15 protein-coding genes and 1 tRNA gene are annotated in these 21,647 nt (G+C 59.9%); 12 read left to right on the top strand and 4 right to left on the bottom strand.

The features are described from left to right. Positions 1-26 precede the first annotated feature (26 nt). From ABRP95_RS08220 to ABRP95_RS08185, 8 genes are all read left to right on the top strand, one after another. Positions 27-251 carry a DUF3107 domain-containing protein gene (locus ABRP95_RS08220; protein WP_239269424.1) on the top strand — a complete coding sequence of 75 codons (225 nt, stop codon included), beginning with the start codon at positions 27-29 and terminating at the stop codon, positions 249-251. Between the two features lie 66 nt (positions 252-317). Then, positions 318-1,271 (top strand): DUF3152 domain-containing protein, encoded by a 954-nt coding sequence (locus tag ABRP95_RS08215; RefSeq protein WP_284849900.1) that lies wholly within the window; start codon positions 318-320, stop codon positions 1,269-1,271. A 10-nt stretch (positions 1,272-1,281) separates the two neighbouring features. Further along, positions 1,282-2,070, top strand: a complete 789-nt coding sequence (locus tag ABRP95_RS08210; protein WP_349839210.1) for a hypothetical protein — start codon at positions 1,282-1,284, stop codon at positions 2,068-2,070. A gap of 32 nt (positions 2,071-2,102) precedes the next feature. Then, the gene (locus ABRP95_RS08205) at positions 2,103-5,210 is read left to right on the top strand and encodes an ATP-dependent helicase (protein ID WP_284770099.1); all 3,108 of its coding nucleotides are present in this window, start codon (positions 2,103-2,105) and stop codon (positions 5,208-5,210) included. Next, positions 5,203-8,382: an ATP-dependent helicase gene (locus ABRP95_RS08200; RefSeq protein ID WP_284770009.1), complete on the top strand. Its 3,180-nt coding sequence runs from the start codon at positions 5,203-5,205 to the stop codon at positions 8,380-8,382. Before ABRP95_RS08205 ends, ABRP95_RS08200 begins: the two co-directional genes overlap by 8 nt. A gap of 99 nt (positions 8,383-8,481) precedes the next feature. Beyond that, positions 8,482-9,600 carry a potassium channel family protein gene (locus ABRP95_RS08195; protein WP_284770008.1) on the top strand — a complete coding sequence of 373 codons (1,119 nt, stop codon included), beginning with the start codon at positions 8,482-8,484 and terminating at the stop codon, positions 9,598-9,600. Next, complete coding sequence (locus tag ABRP95_RS08190; RefSeq protein ID WP_284781742.1) at positions 9,601-10,332, top strand: NAD(+) diphosphatase; 732 nt, start codon at positions 9,601-9,603, stop codon at positions 10,330-10,332. Next, the gene (locus tag ABRP95_RS08185) at positions 10,325-12,379 is read left to right on the top strand and encodes an ATP-dependent DNA helicase UvrD2 (protein WP_284785024.1); all 2,055 of its coding nucleotides are present in this window, start codon (positions 10,325-10,327) and stop codon (positions 12,377-12,379) included. Before ABRP95_RS08190 ends, ABRP95_RS08185 begins: the two co-directional genes overlap by 8 nt. Here ABRP95_RS08185 and ABRP95_RS08180 read toward each other — a convergent pair. Further along, a complete protein-coding gene (locus ABRP95_RS08180) occupies positions 12,357-13,253 on the bottom strand; it encodes a hypothetical protein (RefSeq protein ID WP_284849903.1) in 897 nt (298 codons plus the stop codon). The two genes, ABRP95_RS08185 and ABRP95_RS08180, sit on opposite strands and share 23 nt — an antisense overlap. Before the next feature lie 85 nt (positions 13,254-13,338). On the opposite strand from ABRP95_RS08180, the gene ABRP95_RS08175 reads away from it, so the two are divergent. Next, the gene (locus ABRP95_RS08175) at positions 13,339-13,860 is read left to right on the top strand and encodes a M48 family metallopeptidase (protein WP_284796841.1); all 522 of its coding nucleotides are present in this window, start codon (positions 13,339-13,341) and stop codon (positions 13,858-13,860) included. Positions 13,861-13,866: 6 nt separating this feature from the next. Here ABRP95_RS08175 and ABRP95_RS08170 read toward each other — a convergent pair whose 3' ends face one another. Beyond that, entirely contained in the window at positions 13,867-15,312 is a 1,446-nt protein-coding gene (locus tag ABRP95_RS08170; protein ID WP_284770003.1) for a zinc-dependent metalloprotease, read from the bottom strand. A gap of 93 nt (positions 15,313-15,405) precedes the next feature. On the opposite strand from ABRP95_RS08170, the gene ABRP95_RS08165 reads away from it, so the two are divergent. Beyond that, positions 15,406-16,470 carry a YlbL family protein gene (locus ABRP95_RS08165; protein WP_284770002.1) on the top strand — a complete coding sequence of 355 codons (1,065 nt, stop codon included), beginning with the start codon at positions 15,406-15,408 and terminating at the stop codon, positions 16,468-16,470. A 22-nt stretch (positions 16,471-16,492) separates the two neighbouring features. Here the strand turns inward: ABRP95_RS08165 and ABRP95_RS08160 are convergent, their stop codons facing one another. Next, complete coding sequence (locus ABRP95_RS08160; RefSeq protein WP_284770001.1) at positions 16,493-17,149, bottom strand: beta-N-acetylglucosaminidase; 657 nt, start codon at positions 17,147-17,149, stop codon at positions 16,493-16,495. 36 nt (positions 17,150-17,185) lie between these two features. Continuing rightward, positions 17,186-17,722 carry a PPA1309 family protein gene (locus ABRP95_RS08155; protein WP_284770000.1) on the bottom strand — a complete coding sequence of 179 codons (537 nt, stop codon included), beginning with the start codon at positions 17,720-17,722 and terminating at the stop codon, positions 17,186-17,188. A 123-nt stretch (positions 17,723-17,845) separates the two neighbouring features. On the opposite strand from ABRP95_RS08155, the gene ABRP95_RS08150 reads away from it, so the two are divergent. After that, entirely contained in the window at positions 17,846-20,815 is a 2,970-nt protein-coding gene (locus tag ABRP95_RS08150) for a UPF0182 family protein (protein WP_284781739.1), read from the top strand. Positions 20,816-20,977: 162 nt separating this feature from the next. Continuing rightward, positions 20,978-21,054, top strand: a tRNA-Met gene (locus ABRP95_RS08145). Positions 21,055-21,647: the final 593 nt, after the last annotated feature.

Raw genomic sequence — 21,647 nt, 5'->3', positions numbered from 1 at the left:
ACTCTCGTTAAAGGAGGATACTTTTTATGGATATCAAGTTTGGTTTTGCAGATACCCCGCGCGAGCTGATTATTAGCACCAGTGGCGAGCAGGCGGAGCTGACGCAAAAGATTAATAGCGCCCTGGCGGAAAACTCCACGTTGGAGCTAGAAGATGACAAGGGTCGCAAGTACCTCGTGCGCACGGACCGCGTGGTGTACGTCGAGGTTGGCGCCGCTAAGAAGCAGTCCGTCGGATTCGCCGGCGCCTAAGCTTGGGGCTTTCTGAAGGTTTGCTAATTCAGTTTTTGAATAGGCAACCGGGTACCCTCAATGCCTATGGAAAGTAGGCAGAATCGCAAGGCTCACCAGAGCCATGGGCGAATCCCGGATCACCCGAACCCGGTGGTCCGGTTCGCCCGCCGCTACGGCTGGTGGCGTGTAGTGGCTATCCCCGTGATGGTGCTGCTTACCATCTGGGTGATTGTGGATATCGCGTCCGGCTCTTCGACCGATGATAACGGCGATGCATCCAGCGCGGAGACCACCGCAGCCGCCACCCCTACCCACGAGGATCTCACCGGCCCCGACCCCGCGAATGCGGAGGCGGTAGAGCGCGAGATTAGTGAGATGCCCCCAGGAAGTGACTTCACCAAAAAAGGAAAGGGCACGTTCCACGCAATCGGCCGCCCCGGCGCCGTAGCCGGCGAGGGTGGCGAGAAGAAGGTGCGCTACTCCATCGAGGTGGAAGATGGGCTCAATACCGCTCCCTACGGCGGTGATGATGCCTTTGCCGCAATGGTGGAGGCAACCCTTGCGGATCCACGCGGGTGGACTGCCCAAGGTGATTTCGAATTCGAGCACGTTGCCTCCGCTGATAATCCCGATACCCGCATCCAGCTGACCTCATTAGGTACGGCCGCGGAGCGGTGTGGCGAGAAGATCGAAACGGAAACCTCTTGCCACACAAAGTTCACCGGCGAATCCACCACCATCATTAATGAAGCGCGGTGGGTGCGCGGGGCCACACCCTTTGAGGGCGATTTGGGCAATTACCGCCAGTACGTCATCAACCACGAATTGGGCCACGCCATTGGCTATGCCTCCCACCAGCAGTGCGGCGGCGAGGGCAAATTGGCCCCGGTAATGATGCAGCAGACGCTGAGTTTGAACAATAAAAAATTGCATGACCGCAATCCCAAGGAGGTCTATCCTGATGAGGATGTGACCTGCGAGCCTAACCCGTGGCCATATCCCAATCCGGAGCAAAAGGATCCCCACCAACCCCAATAAGGAGTACTGGATGCCGCTTCCCCCAGAGCATGTTTTAAGCGCCTTCCACGCAGAAACCGGTGCGACAGGGTCGCGCCGGGCCCAAGGCGATCAGCTGGGCCCAGTATGGGATAACGGCATCAAGGTGGGCGATGTGGTCTACTCCCAGGCCGGCCCCTTCGCGGCGTGGTCTGCCAAGGTGCGCGAAAAGCTCAGCGTACCGGGCGCGCGGGTATCGCGGCCGGTTCTCGCGAGCGACGGGCGCCATACCGCGGCCGGGTGGAAGGCGACGCAGTTCCTTCCCGGCGAGGTCACCGGGCGTATCGATGAAGCGGCGCAGACGGCCTTGCGCTTGGACGATGCCATGGCTAATGCACCAGCACCTCCGGGTACGCACCGCGATGATGCCTTCGCCCGCGCGGAGCGCACCGCCTGGGCGGAGACGGGGGAGGCCTACGATAAGGCCGCGCTTGCCGGTGTCCCCATGGTCACCGCCCATACCGCCCTGCTGACCACCACGGTCTTTTATGGCGCGCACCCACCGGGAATCGTGGATCTCGTGCCGAGTCAATCCGCGCGCCCAGCCGGGTGGAGCGCTGCGCTCGTGATCGTGGATGGGTTGATCGCGCAAGTGGTAGATGATCATATCTGCCAGCGGTTTGGTCACGTGCCGGGTATGCAGGAGCTTTTGCTGCGGGCTGTGTCCTACCGCCGGCATATCAATGATTTGAATCCGCGGTCACGCTCGAATGTGCGTTCTAATATTGAGCGGGTGGAACAGTTTCTTGTGTCTAGGGCATCTGCGATACTGGGGCGGTGACTTACAATCCCCATTCCACCGCCCGCGCGGGAGTGGTCCTACCGCCGTCGCCAGAGGTACGACTCATCGCCCGCACCCCGTCCGCACACGCTCGTTCCTGGCCCGTTGAGCTGCCGGAAACCGGTACCTGGAAGGTAACCGGCACCGCCGGAACCGGCGTATCCAGTTTTCTTATCGATACCGTCATTCATGCCCTCGACCGCGCCCAGGAGACGGGGGCAGATCCCTCCGGCATCCTCGTTGTTGCCGCCTCCAAGGAATCCGGCGCCCGCCTGCGCCGTGAGCTTTCAGAGCGCCTCGAAGATTATGCGGCGCAATCCTCCATGGTCCGCTCCATCCACTCCTTGGCCTTTGCCCTCCTGCGCAGTGCAAGCGACGAGGAATTGCGCCTTATCACCGGCGCGGAACAAGATGCCGTTATCCGGGAATTGCTCGAAGGCCACGCTGAATCCGGCCACGGCGAATGGCCGGAGGAAGTTCGCCCCGCCCTAGAGTATGTAGGCTTTGCCCGCCAATTGCGCGATTTTCTTTTGCGCTCCATCGAACGTGGCTTAAGCCCCGCGGATTTGGAGAGCCTCGGGGCTAAGTACGGCCGTGGAATGTGGGTTGCCGCCGGTATGTTCCTGCGCGAATACGAACGCGTCCAAGCACTTTCCGGTGCGCATTCTTATTCCGCGGCCGAGCTAGTCAACCAAGTCTTGCTGCGCCCAGAACTTACGAATTCACACCCGTGGCACACCATCGTGGTTGATGACGCCCAGCTATTGGATCCCACCGCGGGCAAGCTCATCTCCCGCTTGGCCCCCGATGCACAATTGCTGGTCATCGGCGGTGATGCGGACCAATCCGTCTTTGCCTTCCGCGGTGCTAATTCGCAATTCCTTGAAGAATTTCCCGCGGAACACTCCGTGGAGCTTTCGCAGCCGCACCGCAACGGATCCCCGGCCTGCGTTTCCATCGTGGATTCTGAGGGCCGCCTGCGCGATGTGGTGGCCGATACCGTGCGTCGCCGCCATTTGGACGATGGCGTGCAGTGGCGCGATATCGCCGTCATCGTCCGCTCGACGGCGGATATAGGCCAGATGCGCCGCACCTTGCTGGCCGCCGGCGTACCCGTACACATCAGCCCGACCGACGTGATTTTGGCAGAACAACGCCTAGTATCTGCCATGCTCCTCGCCCTGCGCGCCTTGGAAGAAGACCTCAGCAATGTGGAGCTCGAGGAATTGCTGACCGGTCCAGTGGGAGGGGCGGATCCCGTCACCCTGCGCCGCCTGATTCGCGGTCTGCGCCGGTGGGCGCCCGATGCGCGCGGCATGGATAGCCTGCGCGAGCTCTTGCAGGGCGAGCTGCCGGACTTCAATGGCCAACTCACCGAACGCGAATTTTCCATCCTAGAGCGCGTGCGCGCAGTACTTTCCGCGGGCAGGCAGGCCGTGCAAGCCCAGGCTTCTGTGGAAGAAATCCTGTGGGAGGTATGGAGCGCTACCGAGCTGGATATGCGCCTGCAGGCATCCGCCTTGCGCGGCGGCGCCACCGGCTCGCAGGCGGATCGTGACCTCGATGCCATGATGGCGCTTTTTGATGCTGCCGGTGATTACTCCGAGCGCCGACCCGGCTCCTCGCTGCAGTCCTTTTTAACTCACATCACCGAACAAGAACTGCCCACCGGCGTGCGCGACCGCCGTACCGCCATCCCGCAGGCCGTGGAGATCATCACCGCCCACGGCGCCGTCGGCCGCGAATGGGATACCGTCATCGTCGTAGGAGCACAAGAAGGCGCGTGGCCCTCGCTGGGGGAGACCGGGTCCATTTTTGGCCAAGAAGATCTCATCGATCTCCTGGACCGCGATATTGAGCCTGATACCCCTGTTAGCCACATTGCCTCCCGTCTGGCCGAAGAGCGCCGGCTCTTCCACGTCGCCACCACGCGCCACCGGAACCGGTTACTCATCGCTGCGGTGGAAAATCCCAACGAGGATGCCTTTGCAGAACCTTCCCGCTTCATCGCGGAATTTACCGGGCGCGGGGTAGATGTGCCCGGGACAATGGCGCGCCGGGAAGCCAGCCGCGCCTTGCGCGCCACCCAATTCCCCCGCGAGCTGGGCTTGGACGTTCCCGAGCCGGCACCGGTGTCCCTGCGCGATGGACTCGAGGTCGATCCCCTCGACGTGGCGGTACTGTCCGTTCCTTCCTTTGTGGCGCAATTGCGCCGCGTGGTCACGAATCCAGATTCTGGCGAGGCGGAGCGGCGCCAAGCGGCCCGGCAGCTGGCGCGCTTAGCGCAGGCGGAAATCCCAGGCGCCCATCCAGACCAGTGGTTTTCCGCGCGCTCTGTGGCATCGCATACGCAGCTGCGCGGTAGCAAGAGCCTATCGCCATCCCGGGTCGAAGCCCTGCTCAACTGCCCGCTCAAGGCGATTGTGGGAAACTTGGCCGAAGATTCCAGCGGCGCCGAGCACCTTTTGCGCGGCACCATGGCACACGCCTTCTTGGAGGCCATCGGCCGCGGCATGGATGCGGAAAAGGCCCGCCTGCTCGTCATGGAAGCCTATGAGCTCATCCTGGATGTTCCGCAGTGGCAACTACAGAGCAAGTTGGAAGAATTCTCCCGCCTGCTGGAGCGCACGCAGCAATGGGCACAGCAATCCGAGGTCAAAAATGAACTCGCCGGGGTAGAAGTACCCGTCTACGTCGAGGTCGCCCCGGATATCCGGGTTGGCGGCTTCATGGACCGCTTGATGCAGGATGGAGACGGAAATTACCTGGTCGTGGATCTCAAGACCGGTAAATCTGCAGCGACGCAGGCAGAGGCGGAAGAAAACCGCCAGCTAATGACCTACCAATTGGCCTTGTCCCGGGGAAGCTTTGACGGGCAGCGCGTGCGCGATGGCGAAGGGATGCCGCGCGCAGGCGGAGTTCTTGTCTATCCCGGAAAAGATTCCAGCAAAATCACCACGCGCACACAAAGCCAGCTCACCGCAGAGGCGCTGGAAGAATTTTCCGCACTTTTGCCACCACTGGCAGCGGAACTGCGTGGTCCGCAACTTACCGCGCGCACCAATAAAGATTGCGATAAGTGCCCCATTCGTACCATCTGCCCGGTGCAGGAGGAAGGAAAGATGACCATCCATGCCTAAGCAGAATTTTTCCCCGGAAGAAATAGCCCAAGCACTGGGCAAGGATTACCCACCTACTGAGGAACAAGCCCACGTCATCGAGGGTCCTTTTGGCCCCAAGCTCGTGGTGGCCGGCGCGGGTGCAGGTAAGACGGAAACCATGGCCTCCCGCGTGGTCTATTTGGTGGCCAATGGCTACGTGCGCCCAGAAGAAGTACTGGGGCTAACCTTTACGCGCAAGGCGGCCCAGCAACTAGAACAGCGCATTCGCCGCCAACTGATTCAGCTGCGCGATTCCGGCCTCATCGTCCCCGGTAGCCCTGCCGCAGAGGCGCTTAACAATATCGCACCCACCGTGGCCACCTATGACTCGTATGCCGGCGAGCTCGTGCGCGAATACGGCCTTTTGGTCCCGGTCGAGCCCTCGGCGCGAATTATCACGGAGGCGGAGCGCTTTGCCATTGCCTATGACGTGGTGAAAAATTACGGCGGTAAATTATCGGATGAAAAGACCTTGGGTTCCATCACGGAAACCCTGCTCAAGATCACTTCCGATATGGACAATTCCTTGAAGGATCCGGATGATATTGCCGAGTTCGCACGGGATTTCCGCGCTGATATTGACAACCTGGAAAAGGCGCCGAGGACGAAGGGCGAGTATTCCAAGAAACTGCAGGACCACATCAATGTCCAGGATCTGCGCGTGCAGTACGTGCCATTGATCGAGGAACTCAAGCGCGCGCAGGCAGAACAGCAGGTCATCACTTTTGGCGAGCAGATGTCTGTGGCAGCGCGCCTCGCGCAATCGCACCCAGCGGTGGGCAAGCAACAGGCGCAGCGCTACCGCGTGGTCATGCTGGATGAATATCAGGACACGTCTTATGCCCAGCGAGTATTATTGCGCAGCCTTTTTGGCGGGGAGCAGAAAGACATTTCCGTGACAGCGGTGGGCGATCCCATGCAGGCCATCTATGGCTGGCGTGGGGCTACCTCAGAAAACCTCACCGCATTCGTGGAGGATTTCCCGCAAGCAGATGGCGCCCCTGCTCCCAAGGATCAGCTGACTACCTCGTGGCGCAACCCGTCGGGTGCCTTGGAGCTGGCTAACTCGGTGGCGGCCGGGGTCTTTGCGGGCGGCCCGCGCCCCGTCGATGAGCTGCATGCGGCCCCGCACAAGGGAGAAGGCGAGATTGAGCTGGGCTATTTCGCCAGCGAGGACGAGGAACACGATTTTATTGCCCAGAAAGTAAGGCAGCAGTGGGAAGCGCGCGAGGGAGATGGTTTTCGCGCAGCGGTATTGGTGCGCACCAACCGGCAAACCGCAGCCATTGCAGCTGCCCTGGATGCCGTCGATGTGCCCAATGAAATCAATGGTCTAGGTGGATTGCTGTGGCAACCGGAAATCCAGGACCTCGTAGCGCTGGCAACCATGTTGGTGCGGCCGGAAGATGCTCAAGCGGCCCTCCGCATTTTCGCCGGGCCCATTTGCGGGCTGGGCATGGGCGATATCCAAGCCCTTGCCGCGCGGCAAAACAACTTGGCGGGGGCGAAGCAAGAGCGCCTGCAATGGGAAGAGGGCATGGATCCAGAGGAGTATCTGCGCGCCCAATTGGCGCAGCTTACGGCCGAGGGCCCAGATCAGACGGTGGGGCTTGCCGATGCCCTGGCAGACCTCGGCGAGCGCGATCGCTATACTCCGGAGGGCTTAGCGCGCATGGAAGAGGTATCTGCCAAGCTGCGCTACCTGCGCACTTACTCGCTGTCCAAGCCTTTAAGCGATCTCTTCGCTGACATCGAGGCCATCTTCAATATCCGTACCGAGGTTCTTGCCCGCGGCAGCGCCGGGGGAGCCACCCACCTGGATAAATTCGCCGATATCGTCGCCGGATTCCATGGGGATTCCCTGTATGCGCTCCTAGATTATTTGGAGCTCGCTCGCGAACATGAAGATGGCCTTGGGCTTGGGGAAGTTCCTGCTTCCACGGATCGCGTACAAATCATGACCGTGCATAAAGCCAAGGGCCTGGAGTGGGAGCACGTCTATGTCGTGCGCGCGGATTCTTCAAGCTATAAGGCACAGGCAGAGACCTTTTTGTCCAAGATTGAAAAGGTACCCGGTGAAGATGACTACATTGAGGTATCACCAGATGCGGTCACTCGCTCCGAATTCGAAAAGGCCTGCAAGGCATTCTTGGATGATGACCGCGCGCATAATGCGGAGGAAGCGGCTCGCCTGTTTTATGTGGCCTTGACCAGAACCGAGTCCACGTTGACTGTTACCGGCTCCGGTACTAATAACCGGTCGGGCAAGGCCAAGAAGGGCCCGTATGAGTACCTCGAAAGGCTAAAAGAATCTTTCCCCCAGTACGTGGGGGAGTGGACTGTGCCCGAAGAGCCGGTGGAAACGTCGGCTAATGCGGCAGAAAGCGGGCTCTTCCCCGCCCTTGAAGCCGATCCGGATTCCCTGGCTGGCGCGGATGCGGTGCTAGCGGCCATGGAGGACCTTCCTGAGTTAAGCCACGGCGAGACCTTCGAGTTGTGGGAACAGGATGCGGGCGCGCTCATTGAGGAATACAAGTCTCTGCAACAACCGGTAGTGGATGTGGAACTTCCCAGCGAGCTTACCGCCTCTGACATGGTGGCCTTGGGCAGTGATCCGCTACAGTTTGCGCGCCGGCAACGCCGCCCGGTGCCGTTTAAGCCCAATTCTTATGCCAAGCGGGGCACCGCCTTCCACGCATGGCTGGAAGAGCGCTTTGGCAGCCCCGCGCTGCTAGGAGAAGAGGAATTGCCGGGCATCGATGAGCCGGAGGACTTCGACCTGGAAGAACTCAAGGAATCCTTCCTGAACTCCGAATGGGCGGAGCGCCAGCCGGACTTTGTGGAGGCGCCGTTCGAAATCACCATCGGCAGCGCTGTGGTGCGCGGGCGAATGGATGCCGTCTTCCGCTTGGCAGATGGCGCGTGGATGGTGGTGGACTGGAAGACTGGCCGGCCACCGAAGGGGGCGGCTATGGAAGCGGCGAAGATCCAGTTGGCGGTCTATGCCGAAGCCTGGCGGCGCATCCACGGCGGCGATAAAATCCGCGCCGCTTTCCATTACGTTCACGATGGTTATACTTTTGAGCCAGATACTTTAGCCCAAGGTGAGGAGCTGCGTAGCCTGCTTGAATCGTCAGTAGCAGGCCACTAGGGCTAAGGTATGGGGACGGAATGCGGACGATGAATGGATAGTTGCGTCCCCGTATAACCGGCGGAATGAAAAATCGATCCAGAAAAGAAGGCTGGGCCAGTGGCCAGAAAACGTGCGAAGGTGTTCAAAGGGCGTATTAAACAGCGCTTTTTGCCCCAAGTCGAGTTGTCCTCGCAACCTGATCACGCGCTCCTTGATGTCATCACTGTGCCCAAGGATCAAAATGCCAGCCCGTGGCGCCAGTTGGCCAAACGCGCGCTGTGGGCATTTGGCATACTCATCTTCGTCACCGTCGTGGTGTACTTGGACGGCGAGGGCTATAGCGAGGACATGTCGCTTTTGGATTCCTCCTACTATGCCGCCGTCACGCTGACCACAGTGGGGTATGGCGATATCGTTCCCGTTACGGAGCAATCGCGGTTTATTAACCTCGTACTTATCACCCCGGCCCGCCTCGTCTTCCTTGTGCTGTTGGTTGGTGCGACGCTCTCCGTGCTGACGGACAAGGCCCGCCGCACCTTTGAAATCCAGAACTGGAGAAAACAATTGCGTAACCACACCGTCGTTATTGGCTATGGAACGAAGGGCGCCGGGGCAGTCGCCGCGCTCTTGGCAGATGACGTACCCACCTCCCAGATCGTGGTCATCGATAATAACCGCGCGTCGCTGGCGCATGCGGAGCACCACGGCCTGGTCACCATCTTTGGTTCGGGAACCAAGCAGGACGTGCTTAAGGTGGCCGGGGTGGAGCACGCGAGCTCCATAGTGGTCACCCCGTCCTCGGACGATACCGCGGTGCTGTGCTGCCTATCGGTGCGCGAGCTTGCCCCCAAGGCCAAGATTGTGGCCTCGGTGCGCGAGTCCGAAAACCGCCACCTTCTGCGCCAATCTGGTGCCGATTCCGTGGTGACGTCCGCAGAGACCGCCGGCCGCCTGCTGGGGCTTGCCACCGTGACCCCCACCGTGGTGGAAATGATGGAAGACCTGCTTTCTCCTAATGAGGGCTTTTCGGTATCTGAGCGCGCCGTGCGCGAGTTCGAGGTCGGGTCCAACCCGCGCCACCTGGCGGATATCGTGCTCGCGGTGCTGCGCAATAACGAACTCCACCGCGTCGATACTGCTGATGCCTCCGCACTGAAACCGGGCGACCGCCTGCTGTATATCAAGCACGATCTGGAACAACCCGTGGAAGTGCAAGATGATGACGAGGAGGATTAATTGTATTTGCCCGTAACGCACACGGGACTAGTGCCCGCCACCGCGAGTGGGGACGCGGCGTTGGTGGAGGAATTGCCGGAAGGTGTGGGAACTCCGGAGATGGTGGACATCGGCACGCTGCACGTTTTTGCCTGCCCGGAAGCAATTGCACGGGGGATAGGGCAGCTGCAACCTGCGACCTTTTTCGCCGATAATTCCCTTATCATGCAGGCGATTGCCTTGATCCGCAACAGGTTGGAGCAACGCTTCGATCCACGCACAGGCCAACCGTTGGACTATCCAACGCCGGGTATCGTTGGCCGCGATCCGCAGGATTCGCGCCGCATGGTATTCCCGCGCTTGGACCCCGCGGTCATTGGCCTTATTGAGCTCAAGGGCGAGGAGAAGATTTTGCTGGCGCGCAATCGCGGGCGCAATAACTTCTTTTCTTTGATTGCTGGATACGTGGAGCCGGGCGAGACCATTGAGGACGCCTTTGCCCGCGAAACCATGGAGGAAACTGGGCGGCGCATTGAGAATCTTCGTTACTGGGGATCCCAGCCGTGGCCGCCGAGTGGCTCGCTTATGCTGGGCTTTCACGCAGAGACATCGGATGTCCAGGCCACCTGCCATACTGATGGGGAACTGGAAGAAATTCGTTGGGTGACCCGCGCCGAGCTGCCTAAGCTTCCGCTGGCCACCGCGGGTTCTATCGCACACACGATGATTATGGAGTGGTATCACGGTGAGTAAGCCGGATTTGTCCCTGCTGGATGAGGATCAGCGCCGCGCGGCCACCGCCCCGCGCGGACCGGTGTGCATTTTGGCGGGCGCGGGCACCGGTAAGACCCGCACCATTACCTATCGCATCGCCAACATGGTGGATCAAGGGTTCGTAAACCCCCAGCGAGTTTTGGCCGTGACCTTTACCGCGCGTGCGGCGGGAGAAATGCGGGATCGCCTGCGCATGATGGGTGTTGCTGGCGTGCAGGCCCAAACCTTTCACGCGGCCGCGCGGCGGCAGCTGAAGTATTTCTGGCCGCAGGTCGCAGGCGATCTGCCATGGACGCTTTTGGATAATAAATTCCCGTTGGTAGCCCGCGCGGTGCGCTCGGTGGGGCTGGATAATTCCAAAGACATGATCCGTGACGTGCTGGCGGAAATCGAATGGGCGAAATCCGCACTGGTCAGCGCGGAGGACTATGAGAGCGTCATCGCGGAAACGGATCGCACCGCCCCGGCTGATGCCGCCAAGGTGGCCGAGGCCTTCCGGCGTTACGAAAAGGCCAAAGCCACGCCGGATATGATGCATCTGGACTTCGATGACCTGCTCATGCACATCGCGGGCGCCATCGAAAACGTCCCAGCCATTGCGGAGACCTTCCGCGAGCAATACCGCACCTTCGTCGTTGACGAGTACCAGGACGTCACGCCCCTGCAGCAGCGCGTGCTGAACGCCTGGCTGGGTGATCGCGATGATCTCACCGTGGTGGGCGATGCCAACCAGACCATCTATTCCTTCAATGGCGCATCTCCGGAGTACCTGCTGAATTTTTCGCGCAGCTATCCGGACGGGACCATCGTCAAGCTGCAGCGCGACTATCGTTCCACGCCGCAGGTAACGGATTTGGCGAACCGGGTCATCGGCAAGGCTACGGGGCGCGCGGCGGGCACCCGCTTGGAGCTGCAGGGCATGCGCGAGCCCGGGCCGGAGCCGACGTTCAAGGCCTACGAGTCCGAGGAAAATGAGGCGCAGGAGGTGGCTGGGCAGGTGCTGACACTGCTCAATCAGGGTGTGCCGGCTTCAGAAATTGCCATCTTGTACCGCATTAACGCCCAGTCGGAACAGTTCGAGCAGGCGCTTGCCGATGCCGGAGTGGTCTACCAAGTCCGCGGCGGTGAAGGTTTCTTCCGCCGCCCGGAGATTCTGGAGGCCATTCGCGTGCTCATCGCCGCCACGCGCCGCGATGATTTGCCGGAGGACCCCGTGGCGATTGCGCGGGCCGCCTTCGTGGAGCTTGGGCTCAGCGCCACCGAACCGCAGGGTGCGCAGGCCCGCGAGCGGTGGCAATCGCTGAACGCGCTGGTGGGCTTGATCGAAAAGATCGTGGAATCCACCCCGGGTATCGATCTCAATGGGGTGCTGGGTGAGCTGCGGCGCCGCTCCACCGATAAGCAAGCCCCCGCCATGGAGGGCGTGACCCTCGCTACGGTGCACGCGGCGAAGGGCTTGGAATGGGACGCCGTCTTCCTCGTCGGGCTGAGCGAAAAACTCATGCCCATCAACCACGCCATTAAGGCGGGCGATGAGCAGATTGAGGAAGAACGCCGCCTGTTTTATGTAGGCATTACCCGCGCCCGCGAGCACCTGGCCCTGTCGTGGGCATTGGCGAAGACCGCCGGTTCGCGAGCCTCCCGGGAACGCACCCGGTTCCTCGACGGCATCGCGCCCGGCGTGGAATCTTCTGCAGGGAGTGGCCGCTCCCGCCGCCCGAAACGCTGCCGCGTATGCAGCGGGGTTTTAGAGACCCCGGCGGAAAAGGTCATTGGCCGGCATGAAGACTGTGAGGGCAATGGCGATGACGAGGTCTTTTCCGCCCTGCGCTCGTGGCGCGCGCAGGTGGCCCGTGAGGAAAAGGTTCCGGCCTATGTCATCTTTACGGATGCCACGCTGCAAGCCATCTCGGAAGAGCTGCCGGCAGATGAGGCGGAGCTGCTGTCCATTTCCGGAATAGGGCCCAATAAGTTGGAGCGCTACGGCGAGCAAATCCTGGAGGTCATTCGCTCTGTGCGGCTGTAGCCAGGTTGACCTTGCCGCCGAAGCACACCGGGCATCGCGGATGGGCGATCGCCGTGCGTTGCTGGTGGCGGCCGTAGACGTCTACCTCCCATTGCTGCCCAGGCCGTGGGAAGGCCGTGGGCGCGCCTGGTGGTAAGGGGCGCTTGCTTAAGCGGCGAATCACCACCTGTGCTTGGGCCGCTACAGCATCGATGACTAGTTTTTCTGGCTGCCTGCGCACGCTGGTGAGCTGGGAGGCAATGGTGCTCCACTGTGGATCCGCATCCACGCGGAATAAGTGAATGCACAGTGGGCAGGGGCCTTGCCCTTTTACGCGCAGGGGCCCGATGATGCCGCGGTTATCCAGTAAAGAAATGGGCAGCCAGGTCGTCGGCGTGCCGGCAAGCGCATTGGCGCAATCGATGGGGCAGTGGAGCTGGTCGATGCCAAGGACCGTAAAAAGCCCATCGAGGTCGTGGATATAGGAAAAGATATTGTCCTCATCCAGGGGGATGCGCACCGTGTATCCATCTGCCGTCAAACGGGCGCGTAGCTCCACAGCGAGCGGGGACTCACCCAGCATGATGATGGTTTCAGGCTTCTTGGGATGCGGTGGCAGGGGCCAGAGGATGCCATAGGCTAGGGCATCATCGATAAGGCTGCTGGCGGCAGCGCGATCCAAGCCGGCCGCTTCCAACCGCGCCGCCAAGTCGGAAGAGTCGACCGGCTGATGGGCGGTGGCAAAAGCACGCGCTATACCCGGCGCATTGCCCGTTTCCGCCACCGCCACCCGGGTGGCATCCATCCCAAATTGCACCACGGAATCCTCGCGGCAAAATACGCCACACCCTGGCGCCAACGTCACAAGTTGAGTCGTGCCTTGTGAGGCAGTCATTGCTTCCCCCGAATCCCCTCGATCACCCCAAATACGGCTTAGCGCCGCATGTGGGTCCATTGCACCACAGGTACAATGGCCTGTCATGTCGAGCACGCAACCACCAGGAAGTAACCACCCTGAGGTCAAGGTTATCCGTTCTGCGCGGCGGCGAAAGTCGGTGCAGGCGCGCATGGTGGCCGGGGTATTGGAAGTGCGCATTCCTGCCTGGATGTCCGCCCGTGAGGAAAACGAGGCGGTACAGGACATGCTCGCGCGCTTAGAAAAGAAAACCGGTGGTGCGGCGAAGACCGATGCGGCGCTCCTTCAGCGCGCCGAACAGCTCAACGCACAGTACCTGGAAGGGCGAGCCTGGATTGGGTCCATCCGGTGGGTGAGCAATCAAAATACGCGGTGGGGTAGTTGTACTACCTCCACCGCGGATATCCGGCTGAGCAACCGGCTACAGCAGGTGCCGGATTATGTGTTGGATTCGGTCATCATCCATGAGCTGGCCCATACCTTCATCCCGCGCCATGGGCGCGAATTCTGGCAGTGGGCCGATAGGGCACCCCACGCCGAGCGGGCCAAGGGCTACCTCGAGGCCTACCAGCGCTGGGGCGGTTAACGCGAGCTACTTATCCTCGCTGCCGTTGTCCTTATCGGTGCTCTCGTCGCTGTCGGCACCGTCGTCGCTGCCCTTGGAATCCTGGTCCTCTGCAGAATCCTTGTCCTCTTCGAATTTGTTTTCGGAGTCCTCGCCGTTTTTGAGCATCTCTTCGAGCTTGGCAAATTCTTCCTCGAAACCCTCATCCGGCTCGTCATCCAAGAGGGAATCGATGAAGGCAGCCGGGTTATCGAGGTGCTCTGCGGTGGGCAGGAAGTCTGGGTGGTCCCAGGCCTTATCGCGCTTCTCTGCACCCACGGCAACGGTGGCGCGGCGCCACAGCTCGGCGGCCTCGGTCACCTTGGGGGCGTTGAGCTCGATGCCCACGACCTTGCTGAAAGCCTGCTCGGCAGACCCGCCGGTGCTGCGGCGGTGCGCCCAGGCTTCAGTGAGCTTGGAGGTAGAGGGGATGCGATCGCCCAAGGCCTCGCTTACGACGTGCTCGGCCCAGCCCTCAACCAAGGCCAGCAGGGTTTCTAGCCTTGATGCGGCAGCGGTGTTCTTGGAGGTAATGCGCGGGGAGAGGTCCATTCCCTGCAGCTTGCTCATTGCCTCTTGAATGGCCTGCGGATCGCCGGATTCTAGGTTGAGCTCGCGGGCAAGCTCTTCAATGTGGGAGGTATCAATGACCAAACCGATGGCGTATTCCTCCACGGAGGAGACGATGCGCTCTACCAACCACGGCACGTGCTTGAACAAGCGCTGGCGGGCGGCCTCGCGCGCGGCAATGTACACCAGTACTTCTTGGCCAGGAACGTTGAGCTCGCGCGCGACTTTCTGAATGGTATGCGGCAAAAGCGCCACCGTATTGGCCGGGGCGATGGGCAGGCCAAAGTCGGAGCCGGTTAGTGCCTGGCTGGCCAGATCGCCCAAGGCGTGGCCTAGCTGCATACCGAAATTCATGCTGGACATTTGGCCCATCATCTTAGTCATTGGACCCATCATTTCGCGGGCCTCTTCCGGCATGGACTCCAGCTGGGCATCGTTCATGTGCTGGGCCACCGGGGTGACCATGCGCTCCCAAGCGGGCATGGTTTCTTCCAACCACTGCTTGGAATCCCATGCCTGCGTGGCACCGGAAGCGGTGGGGAGAATGGAGGCATCGTCAAGCCACAGCTCCGCCAAGCGCACCGATTCCTCTACTGCCTTGGAATCTTCCGCGCTGATGCTCTTTGACTTGGGGATCTGCTGAAGGGCGATGCGCTTGGCCATGTCGTAATTGACCGGCCCGGAGTTCTGGGGCGAGTTCATGGACGAGCCCATGCCGGATAGCATCTGACCGAACTGGTTCAGCATGTCTCCGAGGCCGCCACCATTACCGCCGCCGAATGCGCCGAACGGGTTCTGGTCACGACGGCCGTCATTATCGTCGTCATCGTTATTTGGGAAAGAAAAACCGAATCCGTTGCTCATGCGCTCCAATCTACCGGCACCGTGCGGAAAGTTTCCATGATCACAGCAACGCTGACAGCGAACAGTACGCCAAAGGTTGTAGGCTATTGCTTCGTGAATTCTCCTGCTAGCCGTCGCGTCCGCACCATCGCCTGGGGTGCCATCCCCGTTGTGCTTACCGGTGCGTTGGTATCGCTTGACCATATCCCGGGCACCGATGTCTCGCTGACCGTTCCTTATGCCGCCGAAGGCCCTGGCCCTACCGTGGATACGCTGGGCGAGGTTGATGGCACCCAAGTTGTTGATGTGCAGGCGCCGAAGACCTATGAGCCCAGTGGTCACCTCAATATGACCACTGTGTCCGTGCGCACCAATATGACCTTGGCGCAGGCGCTGGGGCGCTGGGCGCTTACCGATGACACTTTGGTGCCCATCGATACCGTCATTCCGCAGAATATGACCGATGAAGAGGTCCAAGAATCCAATAAGCAGGCCTTTACCCAATCTGAATCCGCAGCCACCATTGCGGCGATGGACTATTTGCACCTGCCGGTCAAAATCACCGTGGCCGAGGTCATCGAGGACGGCGCCGCCGCGGAACACCTTAAAAAGGACGATGTCATCACCGCCGTCGATGGCACCGAGGTCACCGAGCCGAGCGAGGTCCAAGACATCATCAAGGACAAAAGCCCTGGCGATAAGGTAAAAATCAGCGTCACTCGTGGGGACAAAGACCTCAGCGAAGAGATTGAATTGGGCGAAAACCCGCACGATAAGGGCAAGGCGCTGCTGGGAGTAGCCATGCTATCGCAGCCCAAGGACGATATTTCGGTGAACTATAACCTGCAGGATATCGGCGGGCCGTCAGCGGGCATGATGTTTACCCTGGCGGTCATCGATAAGCTCAGCGATGAAGACTTAACCGGCGGTACCTTCGTGGCCGGCACCGGTACCATTCAGGCCGATAGCAAGGTTGGGCCAATTGGTGGCATCGAGCATAAAATCGCCGCCGCGCACGAGGCAGGCGCCGAGCTCTTCTTGGCGCCTAAGGACAACTGTTCAGCGGCGGCCGGCAGCGACCACGGCGATATGACCATTGCGCAGGTAGAAAACCTCGACGATGCCGTGGCGGCTATGAAGGACTTTGCAGCGGGCAAAGACGTCAAGGAATGCAGCTAATAAAAGCTAATAAGGCCGAGGCCTAGTCCTTTACTAGGCCCAATTCCTTGATCTTTTCCTCCGGGTCCACTTGGTCAGAAGAAATCATCTGTTGCATGACCAAGCCTTCCTTATTATCCACCACGGTGATAACCGCGGTGGTGCCCAACGTAGACCAGCCGACGACGCGATCGCCATCGTCCTCGATGGCATGGGAGCTGCGCAACTCCGTAAGGACTTGGGTGGTCTGGGAGGCCTTGGAGTGGGACTTAAAGAATTGGAATTGCCCCACCTTAGGGCCGGAGCAATTGTAGGAAGAATCCCCGCCGGTGGAATCGCAGCGCTCAAACTGGGCGAATAGGTCCTTGGGCGCCAGCGACTTATAAACGTCATAGACCTTGGCCACCGACTTATCCAGCTCACTGCTAGCGCTCGGCTCGCGGGTGGTGCTTTCTTCGGAAGCCTCGTCCTCATCCTTGGCTGCTGATTCTGACTCCGTAGAGGATTCGGTGCTCGATGCCGCGGACTCCTCGTCGTTCTCAGAGGCTGTGGTGGTGGCCGCAGAGGTGGTCTCTACGGGGGCATCGTCAGGCGCATCGGCACCGGAGGAACAACTTGCCGCAGCCACGCTGAGCCCTAGTAGCGCCGCCGCGGTAGCGGTACGGGCAGAAGAACGGCGGGAGAAGGAAAGGCGTCGCACTGTATAGAACTCCTTGGTTGCGGGCTTAATTGCCACTTAGTCTAGTTCATCCGGATCCTGGTTGAGGCCATAGCGCAAAGCGGCGATCACGCCAGGGGCCACCTGCGGGCCGCCGCGGAGCTGAATATCGTCCTCAGCAAAGGGACCTGCTGCCTCTAGCTCTTCTTCGGTGGGCCGCAGCTGCAGCAAGGTGGTCTCAATTCCTTCCTCGCGCAGGGCACCCGAATACAGGCGCGCCGGGCGAGGGGAGGGGTCCTCGCTGGAGGTATCCCGGAATTTGATCTCCTGGGCCAAGATGGCGCCTGCGACCTCGCGCGGCCAGGCCAAGCGGGAGACGTAATCAGCCAATTCCTCGGAGCCTGGCTCGATGTTTTCCGGGACGTTGTCTTGCACGATAAGGGTCAGCGGGGACGCGGTTTCCTCATCCATGGCCGCTAGCTGGTCCGCCACTAGGTGGGTGGGAACAAGCGCGAAGATGGTGGGGCGGGCGTCCCAACCTTCAGCGTGGACGAAATCCACGGCCTCCGTCATAGCGCGGTTTAAAGCTGGCTGTGATAATTCGGGGGAACTCATAGGCATCCTTATTCGTTATCTGGGTATTGATTCCTTAAACTGGGAAAAGTCTACATGTTTAATATTCGCACTATTTGATTGGAGCTGGCGTTGTCCCTAGGGTCATCCACACCAGCCGCCCCATTGAAGCGGCCTCCTAAGGTCGCGGCAATTATTGCGGCCATCATTGCCGTCCTCTTATTCTTCGGCCCCATGCTCGTGGGCATGTACACGGATTGGAGGTGGTTTGGCTCCATTGATTACCGCAGCGTATTTACCACTGCGATTATTGCGCGCATAGTCCTCTTTATCATCTTCGGACTCGTTGCAGCCGCAGTGGTGTGGGCAGCCGGGTTCTTTGCCTGGCGCGGACGCCCCGATTCCCTGGATGTGGGGGATCTGAATTCGCCGGTCTATCAGTACCGCCAGTCCATTGAGAAATCCATGGGCGTGCTTTTCGAGGTCATCCCGGCCATCGTGGGTATAATCGCAGGCTTTATTGGCCAATCCCACTGGCGCGATGTGATGCTATTCCTCAACGGCCAGGACTTTGGCGTACAGGACCCCCAATTCCACCACGACTTGGGCTTTTATGCCTTTAGCCTGCCCGTGCTGCAGATGGTGGTTAACACCCTGTCCATCCTGCTCGTGCTCGCCTTCCTCATTGCCCTATTCGGCCACTACATCTTGGGCGGAATCCGCATTGGCAATAAGGCCGCGGGCGTGCGCGGTTCCATCTCCCGCGCGGCGCGCCTGCAGCTTGCCATTACGGCCGGGCTGTGGATGGTGGCCCAGGTCGCCGGCTACTGGCTGGAGCGCTACGGGCTGCTGTATTCGGAGCACGACCTGTTTACCGGTGGTTCCTACACGGATATCCACGCCTACCTGCCCGCCAAGATCATTTTGATGATCATCGGCGTCTTCGTCGCTATTGCGCTCTTTATGGCCATCGTCATCAAGGACCTGCGCATCCCTGGCCTCGCCGTCGTGCTCATGCTCGCGTCCTCCCTGATCATCGGTCAGGCATGGCCGCTGCTGATGGAGCGCTTCTCGGTGCAGCCAAACCGCCAGGCCAAGGAAAACGAGTCCATCGCCCGCAACATTGAGGCTACGCGGTATGCCTATGGGCTTACAGATGACCACGTGACCTACAAGGAAAACTGGGGCGGCGATAACGTATCGGATGACAAGGTTGCCTCCGATAACGCCACCATCAATAACCTGCGCCTGCTGGATCCAGAGATTTTGTCGCCGACGTTTACCCAGATGCAGCAGCTGAAGAACTTCTACGGTTTCCCAGAAACGCTGTCCATGGATCGCTACGAAATCGATGGCAAGATGCGCGACTTCGTCGTTGCGGCGCGCGAGTTGGACCCGAATGAGCTGCGCGAAAACCAGTCCGACTGGATCAACCGCCACACTGTGTATACCCACGGCAATGGTTTCGTGGCCGCGCAGGCCAATACCGTCGACGAGGTTGCCCGCGATGCCGGTTCCGCCCGCGGTGGTTACCCCATCTTCACCGTCTCTGACCTACAGACCCAGGCCGGCGAGTCCGAGGGTGAGGGCGAGACCCAAGATGCCGAGAAGTCCTTGGGCATCAAGGTAGACCAGCCACGCATTTACTACGGCCCGGTCATCGCTAGTGCCGCAGATAACTTGGACTACGCCATTACCGGTACCACCGGCGAGAACCCAGTGGAGTACGACACCGATAGCACCAACTACACCTATGACGGTGAGGGCGGCGTTGAGATTGGCAATCTCTTTGACCGCACCATGTATGCCGCCAAGTACCGCGAGCTGAACTTCCTGCTTTCGGACCGCGTGGGCAGCGAATCCAAGCTGCTTTATGACCGCGACCCCCGCGAGCGCGTGGAGAAGGTTGCCCCATGGCTGACCACCGATTCCGCTACCTACCCGGCCGTTATTGATGGTCATCTGAAGTGGATCGTCGATGGTTACACCACCCTGGACTCCCTGCCGTACTCGCAGCGCGCTTCGCTTTCCGATGCCACCCAGGACGCCCTCAACCCCGATGGCACAACCCAGCGCTTGGTCAATGACCGGGTGGGCTATATCCGCAACTCCGTGAAGGCGACCGTGGATGCCTATGACGGCAGCGTGGACCTCTACGAGTTCGACAAGGAAGACCCCGTTCTCAAGGCCTGGGAAGGTGTCTTCCCGGATGTGGTGAAGCCGGAATCCGAGATCTCCGATGAGCTGCGCGAGCACTTCCGCTACCCAGAGGACATGTTCAAGGTGCAGCGTGACCTCTTGGCCCGCTACCACGTTGATGACCCGAACGTCTTCTTCAATAACGACGCCTTCTGGTCCGTACCGAATGACCCGACCGCAGAGGAATCCCGTGACCTGAACCAGCCGCCGTACTACGTGATGGCTGCCGATCCGGAAACCGGCGACCCGAGCTTCCAGCTGACCACCTCGTACCGTGGTCTGAACCGTGAGTTCCTGTCCGCACACATGGCGGTATCTTCCGATCCGGATACCTACGGCGATATCACCGTGCGCGTGCTGCCAACCAATACGCAGACCCAGGGTCCGAAGCAGGCACAGGACGCCATGATGTCTTCTGACCAGGTTGCCCGCGACCGCACCCTGTGGGAAGGCACCAACGATCTGCACAACGGTAACCTGCTGGCCTTGCCGGTCGGCGGCGGCGAGATCCTCTACCTCGAGCCGATTTACTCGCAGCGCAAGGATCAGGCATCCGCCTTCCCGAAGCTGCTGCGTGTGCTCGTGTCCTACAAGGGCCGCGTGGGCTACGCACCGACTATCGGTGATGCCCTTGAGCAGGTGGGAATCGACGCCAAGTCCGCCCAGGACATCGAAGAGATCGAGGGCGACTCCGGCGACGACGATGCCGATAAGGACAGCTCTTCTGCGGACAAGAAGGACGAGAAGAAGGAATCTACTGAGGAATCCGCTCCGGCTTCGGCCCCTCGTTCCTCCGATGAAGCAGGCGCTATCGAGGACATCAACAAGGCCCTGAAGGGCCTGGAGGATGCCCGCAATGGCTCCTTTGAAGAGTACGGCCGCGCCCTAGATGAGTTGGATAAGGCCGTCGAGTCCTACCAGAAGTCCGAAGGCTAAAACCTCCAACTTCTTACACTCGAAACTCAGGAAATAAGGCACCTACCCAGGGGATTTGGGTAGGTGCCTTCCTGTCTGTATAGTTACAGAAGTCGCCGGGACAGAGCGAATACATTAAGTATTAATGAACTGTTCAAGCGCAGATGATGGAAGTCATCTCGACGCGGGGTGGAGCAGCTCGGTAGCTCGCTGGGCTCATAACCCAGAGGTCGTAGGTTCGAATCCTGCCCCCGCTACCAACTTCCAGGCCCTGACCAGATTAAGTTCTGGTCAGGGCTTTTATTTATGCCTTGTGGAGCTGAATGCGGCCTAGACGACAGGGTTAAACGAGAAAACGTGTTGTTTTGTGTTGTGTCATCGGCTGGGCACCTTTTGTCATTTCATGGGTCCTTTTCTGATTCCTATGAAGTGTGAGTATTCGGTTGGGAAACCGTTGCCAAAGAAGGCTGGTGGACCGAGGGCGGGTCTGCAGATTCCTCAGAAGCTACCGAAACTACATCAGCCGTTTTGGCGGGCTACAGGTACATGTGGGACCGATGCATATGATTTGGATCTCGCGACTGGATTTGGGAATTAAAATGAGAGTAAAAGTGCGGTAACTTCCTACCAGAAACTCCCAAATTGTAATGTTGCAGTCTCCAGTAGTGATAGATCGCACTTATATTGAAAATAAATTATTTATTCTGGAGTTTCGTGAGAAGCGCGAGTGAAAATACTAATGGATTGAGATAAAAGTATGAAAGTATGCATCCACTGGGCGGGTTCGCTATAGTTATAGCCGTAAACATGTTCGCCGATGGGTGCTATTTATAAATTGTGTATATCGATGCCA

Origin of the sequence: Corynebacterium sp. KPL2895 (assembly GCF_040225815.1) — a bacterium.
Lineage (GTDB): Bacteria > Actinomycetota > Actinomycetes > Mycobacteriales > Mycobacteriaceae > Corynebacterium > Corynebacterium rhinophilum.
The sequence above is the reverse complement of the archived record's forward strand: the minus strand, read 5'-3'. Positions and strand labels throughout refer to the sequence as shown.

Coding starts and splice junctions, on each gene's coding strand:
- ABRP95_RS08220 (WP_239269424.1), top strand. CDS start 27: ATGGATATCAAGTTTGGTTTTGCAGATACCCCGCGCGAGCTGATTATT.
- ABRP95_RS08215 (WP_284849900.1), top strand. CDS start 318: ATGGAAAGTAGGCAGAATCGCAAGGCTCACCAGAGCCATGGGCGAATC.
- ABRP95_RS08210 (WP_349839210.1), top strand. CDS start 1,282: ATGCCGCTTCCCCCAGAGCATGTTTTAAGCGCCTTCCACGCAGAAACC.
- ABRP95_RS08200 (WP_284770009.1), top strand. CDS start 5,203: ATGCCTAAGCAGAATTTTTCCCCGGAAGAAATAGCCCAAGCACTGGGC.
- ABRP95_RS08180 (WP_284849903.1), bottom strand. CDS start 13,253: ATGACTGCCTCACAAGGCACGACTCAACTTGTGACGTTGGCGCCAGGG.
- ABRP95_RS08175 (WP_284796841.1), top strand. CDS start 13,339: ATGTCGAGCACGCAACCACCAGGAAGTAACCACCCTGAGGTCAAGGTT.
- ABRP95_RS08170 (WP_284770003.1), bottom strand. CDS start 15,312: ATGAGCAACGGATTCGGTTTTTCTTTCCCAAATAACGATGACGACGAT.
- ABRP95_RS08155 (WP_284770000.1), bottom strand. CDS start 17,722: ATGAGTTCCCCCGAATTATCACAGCCAGCTTTAAACCGCGCTATGACG.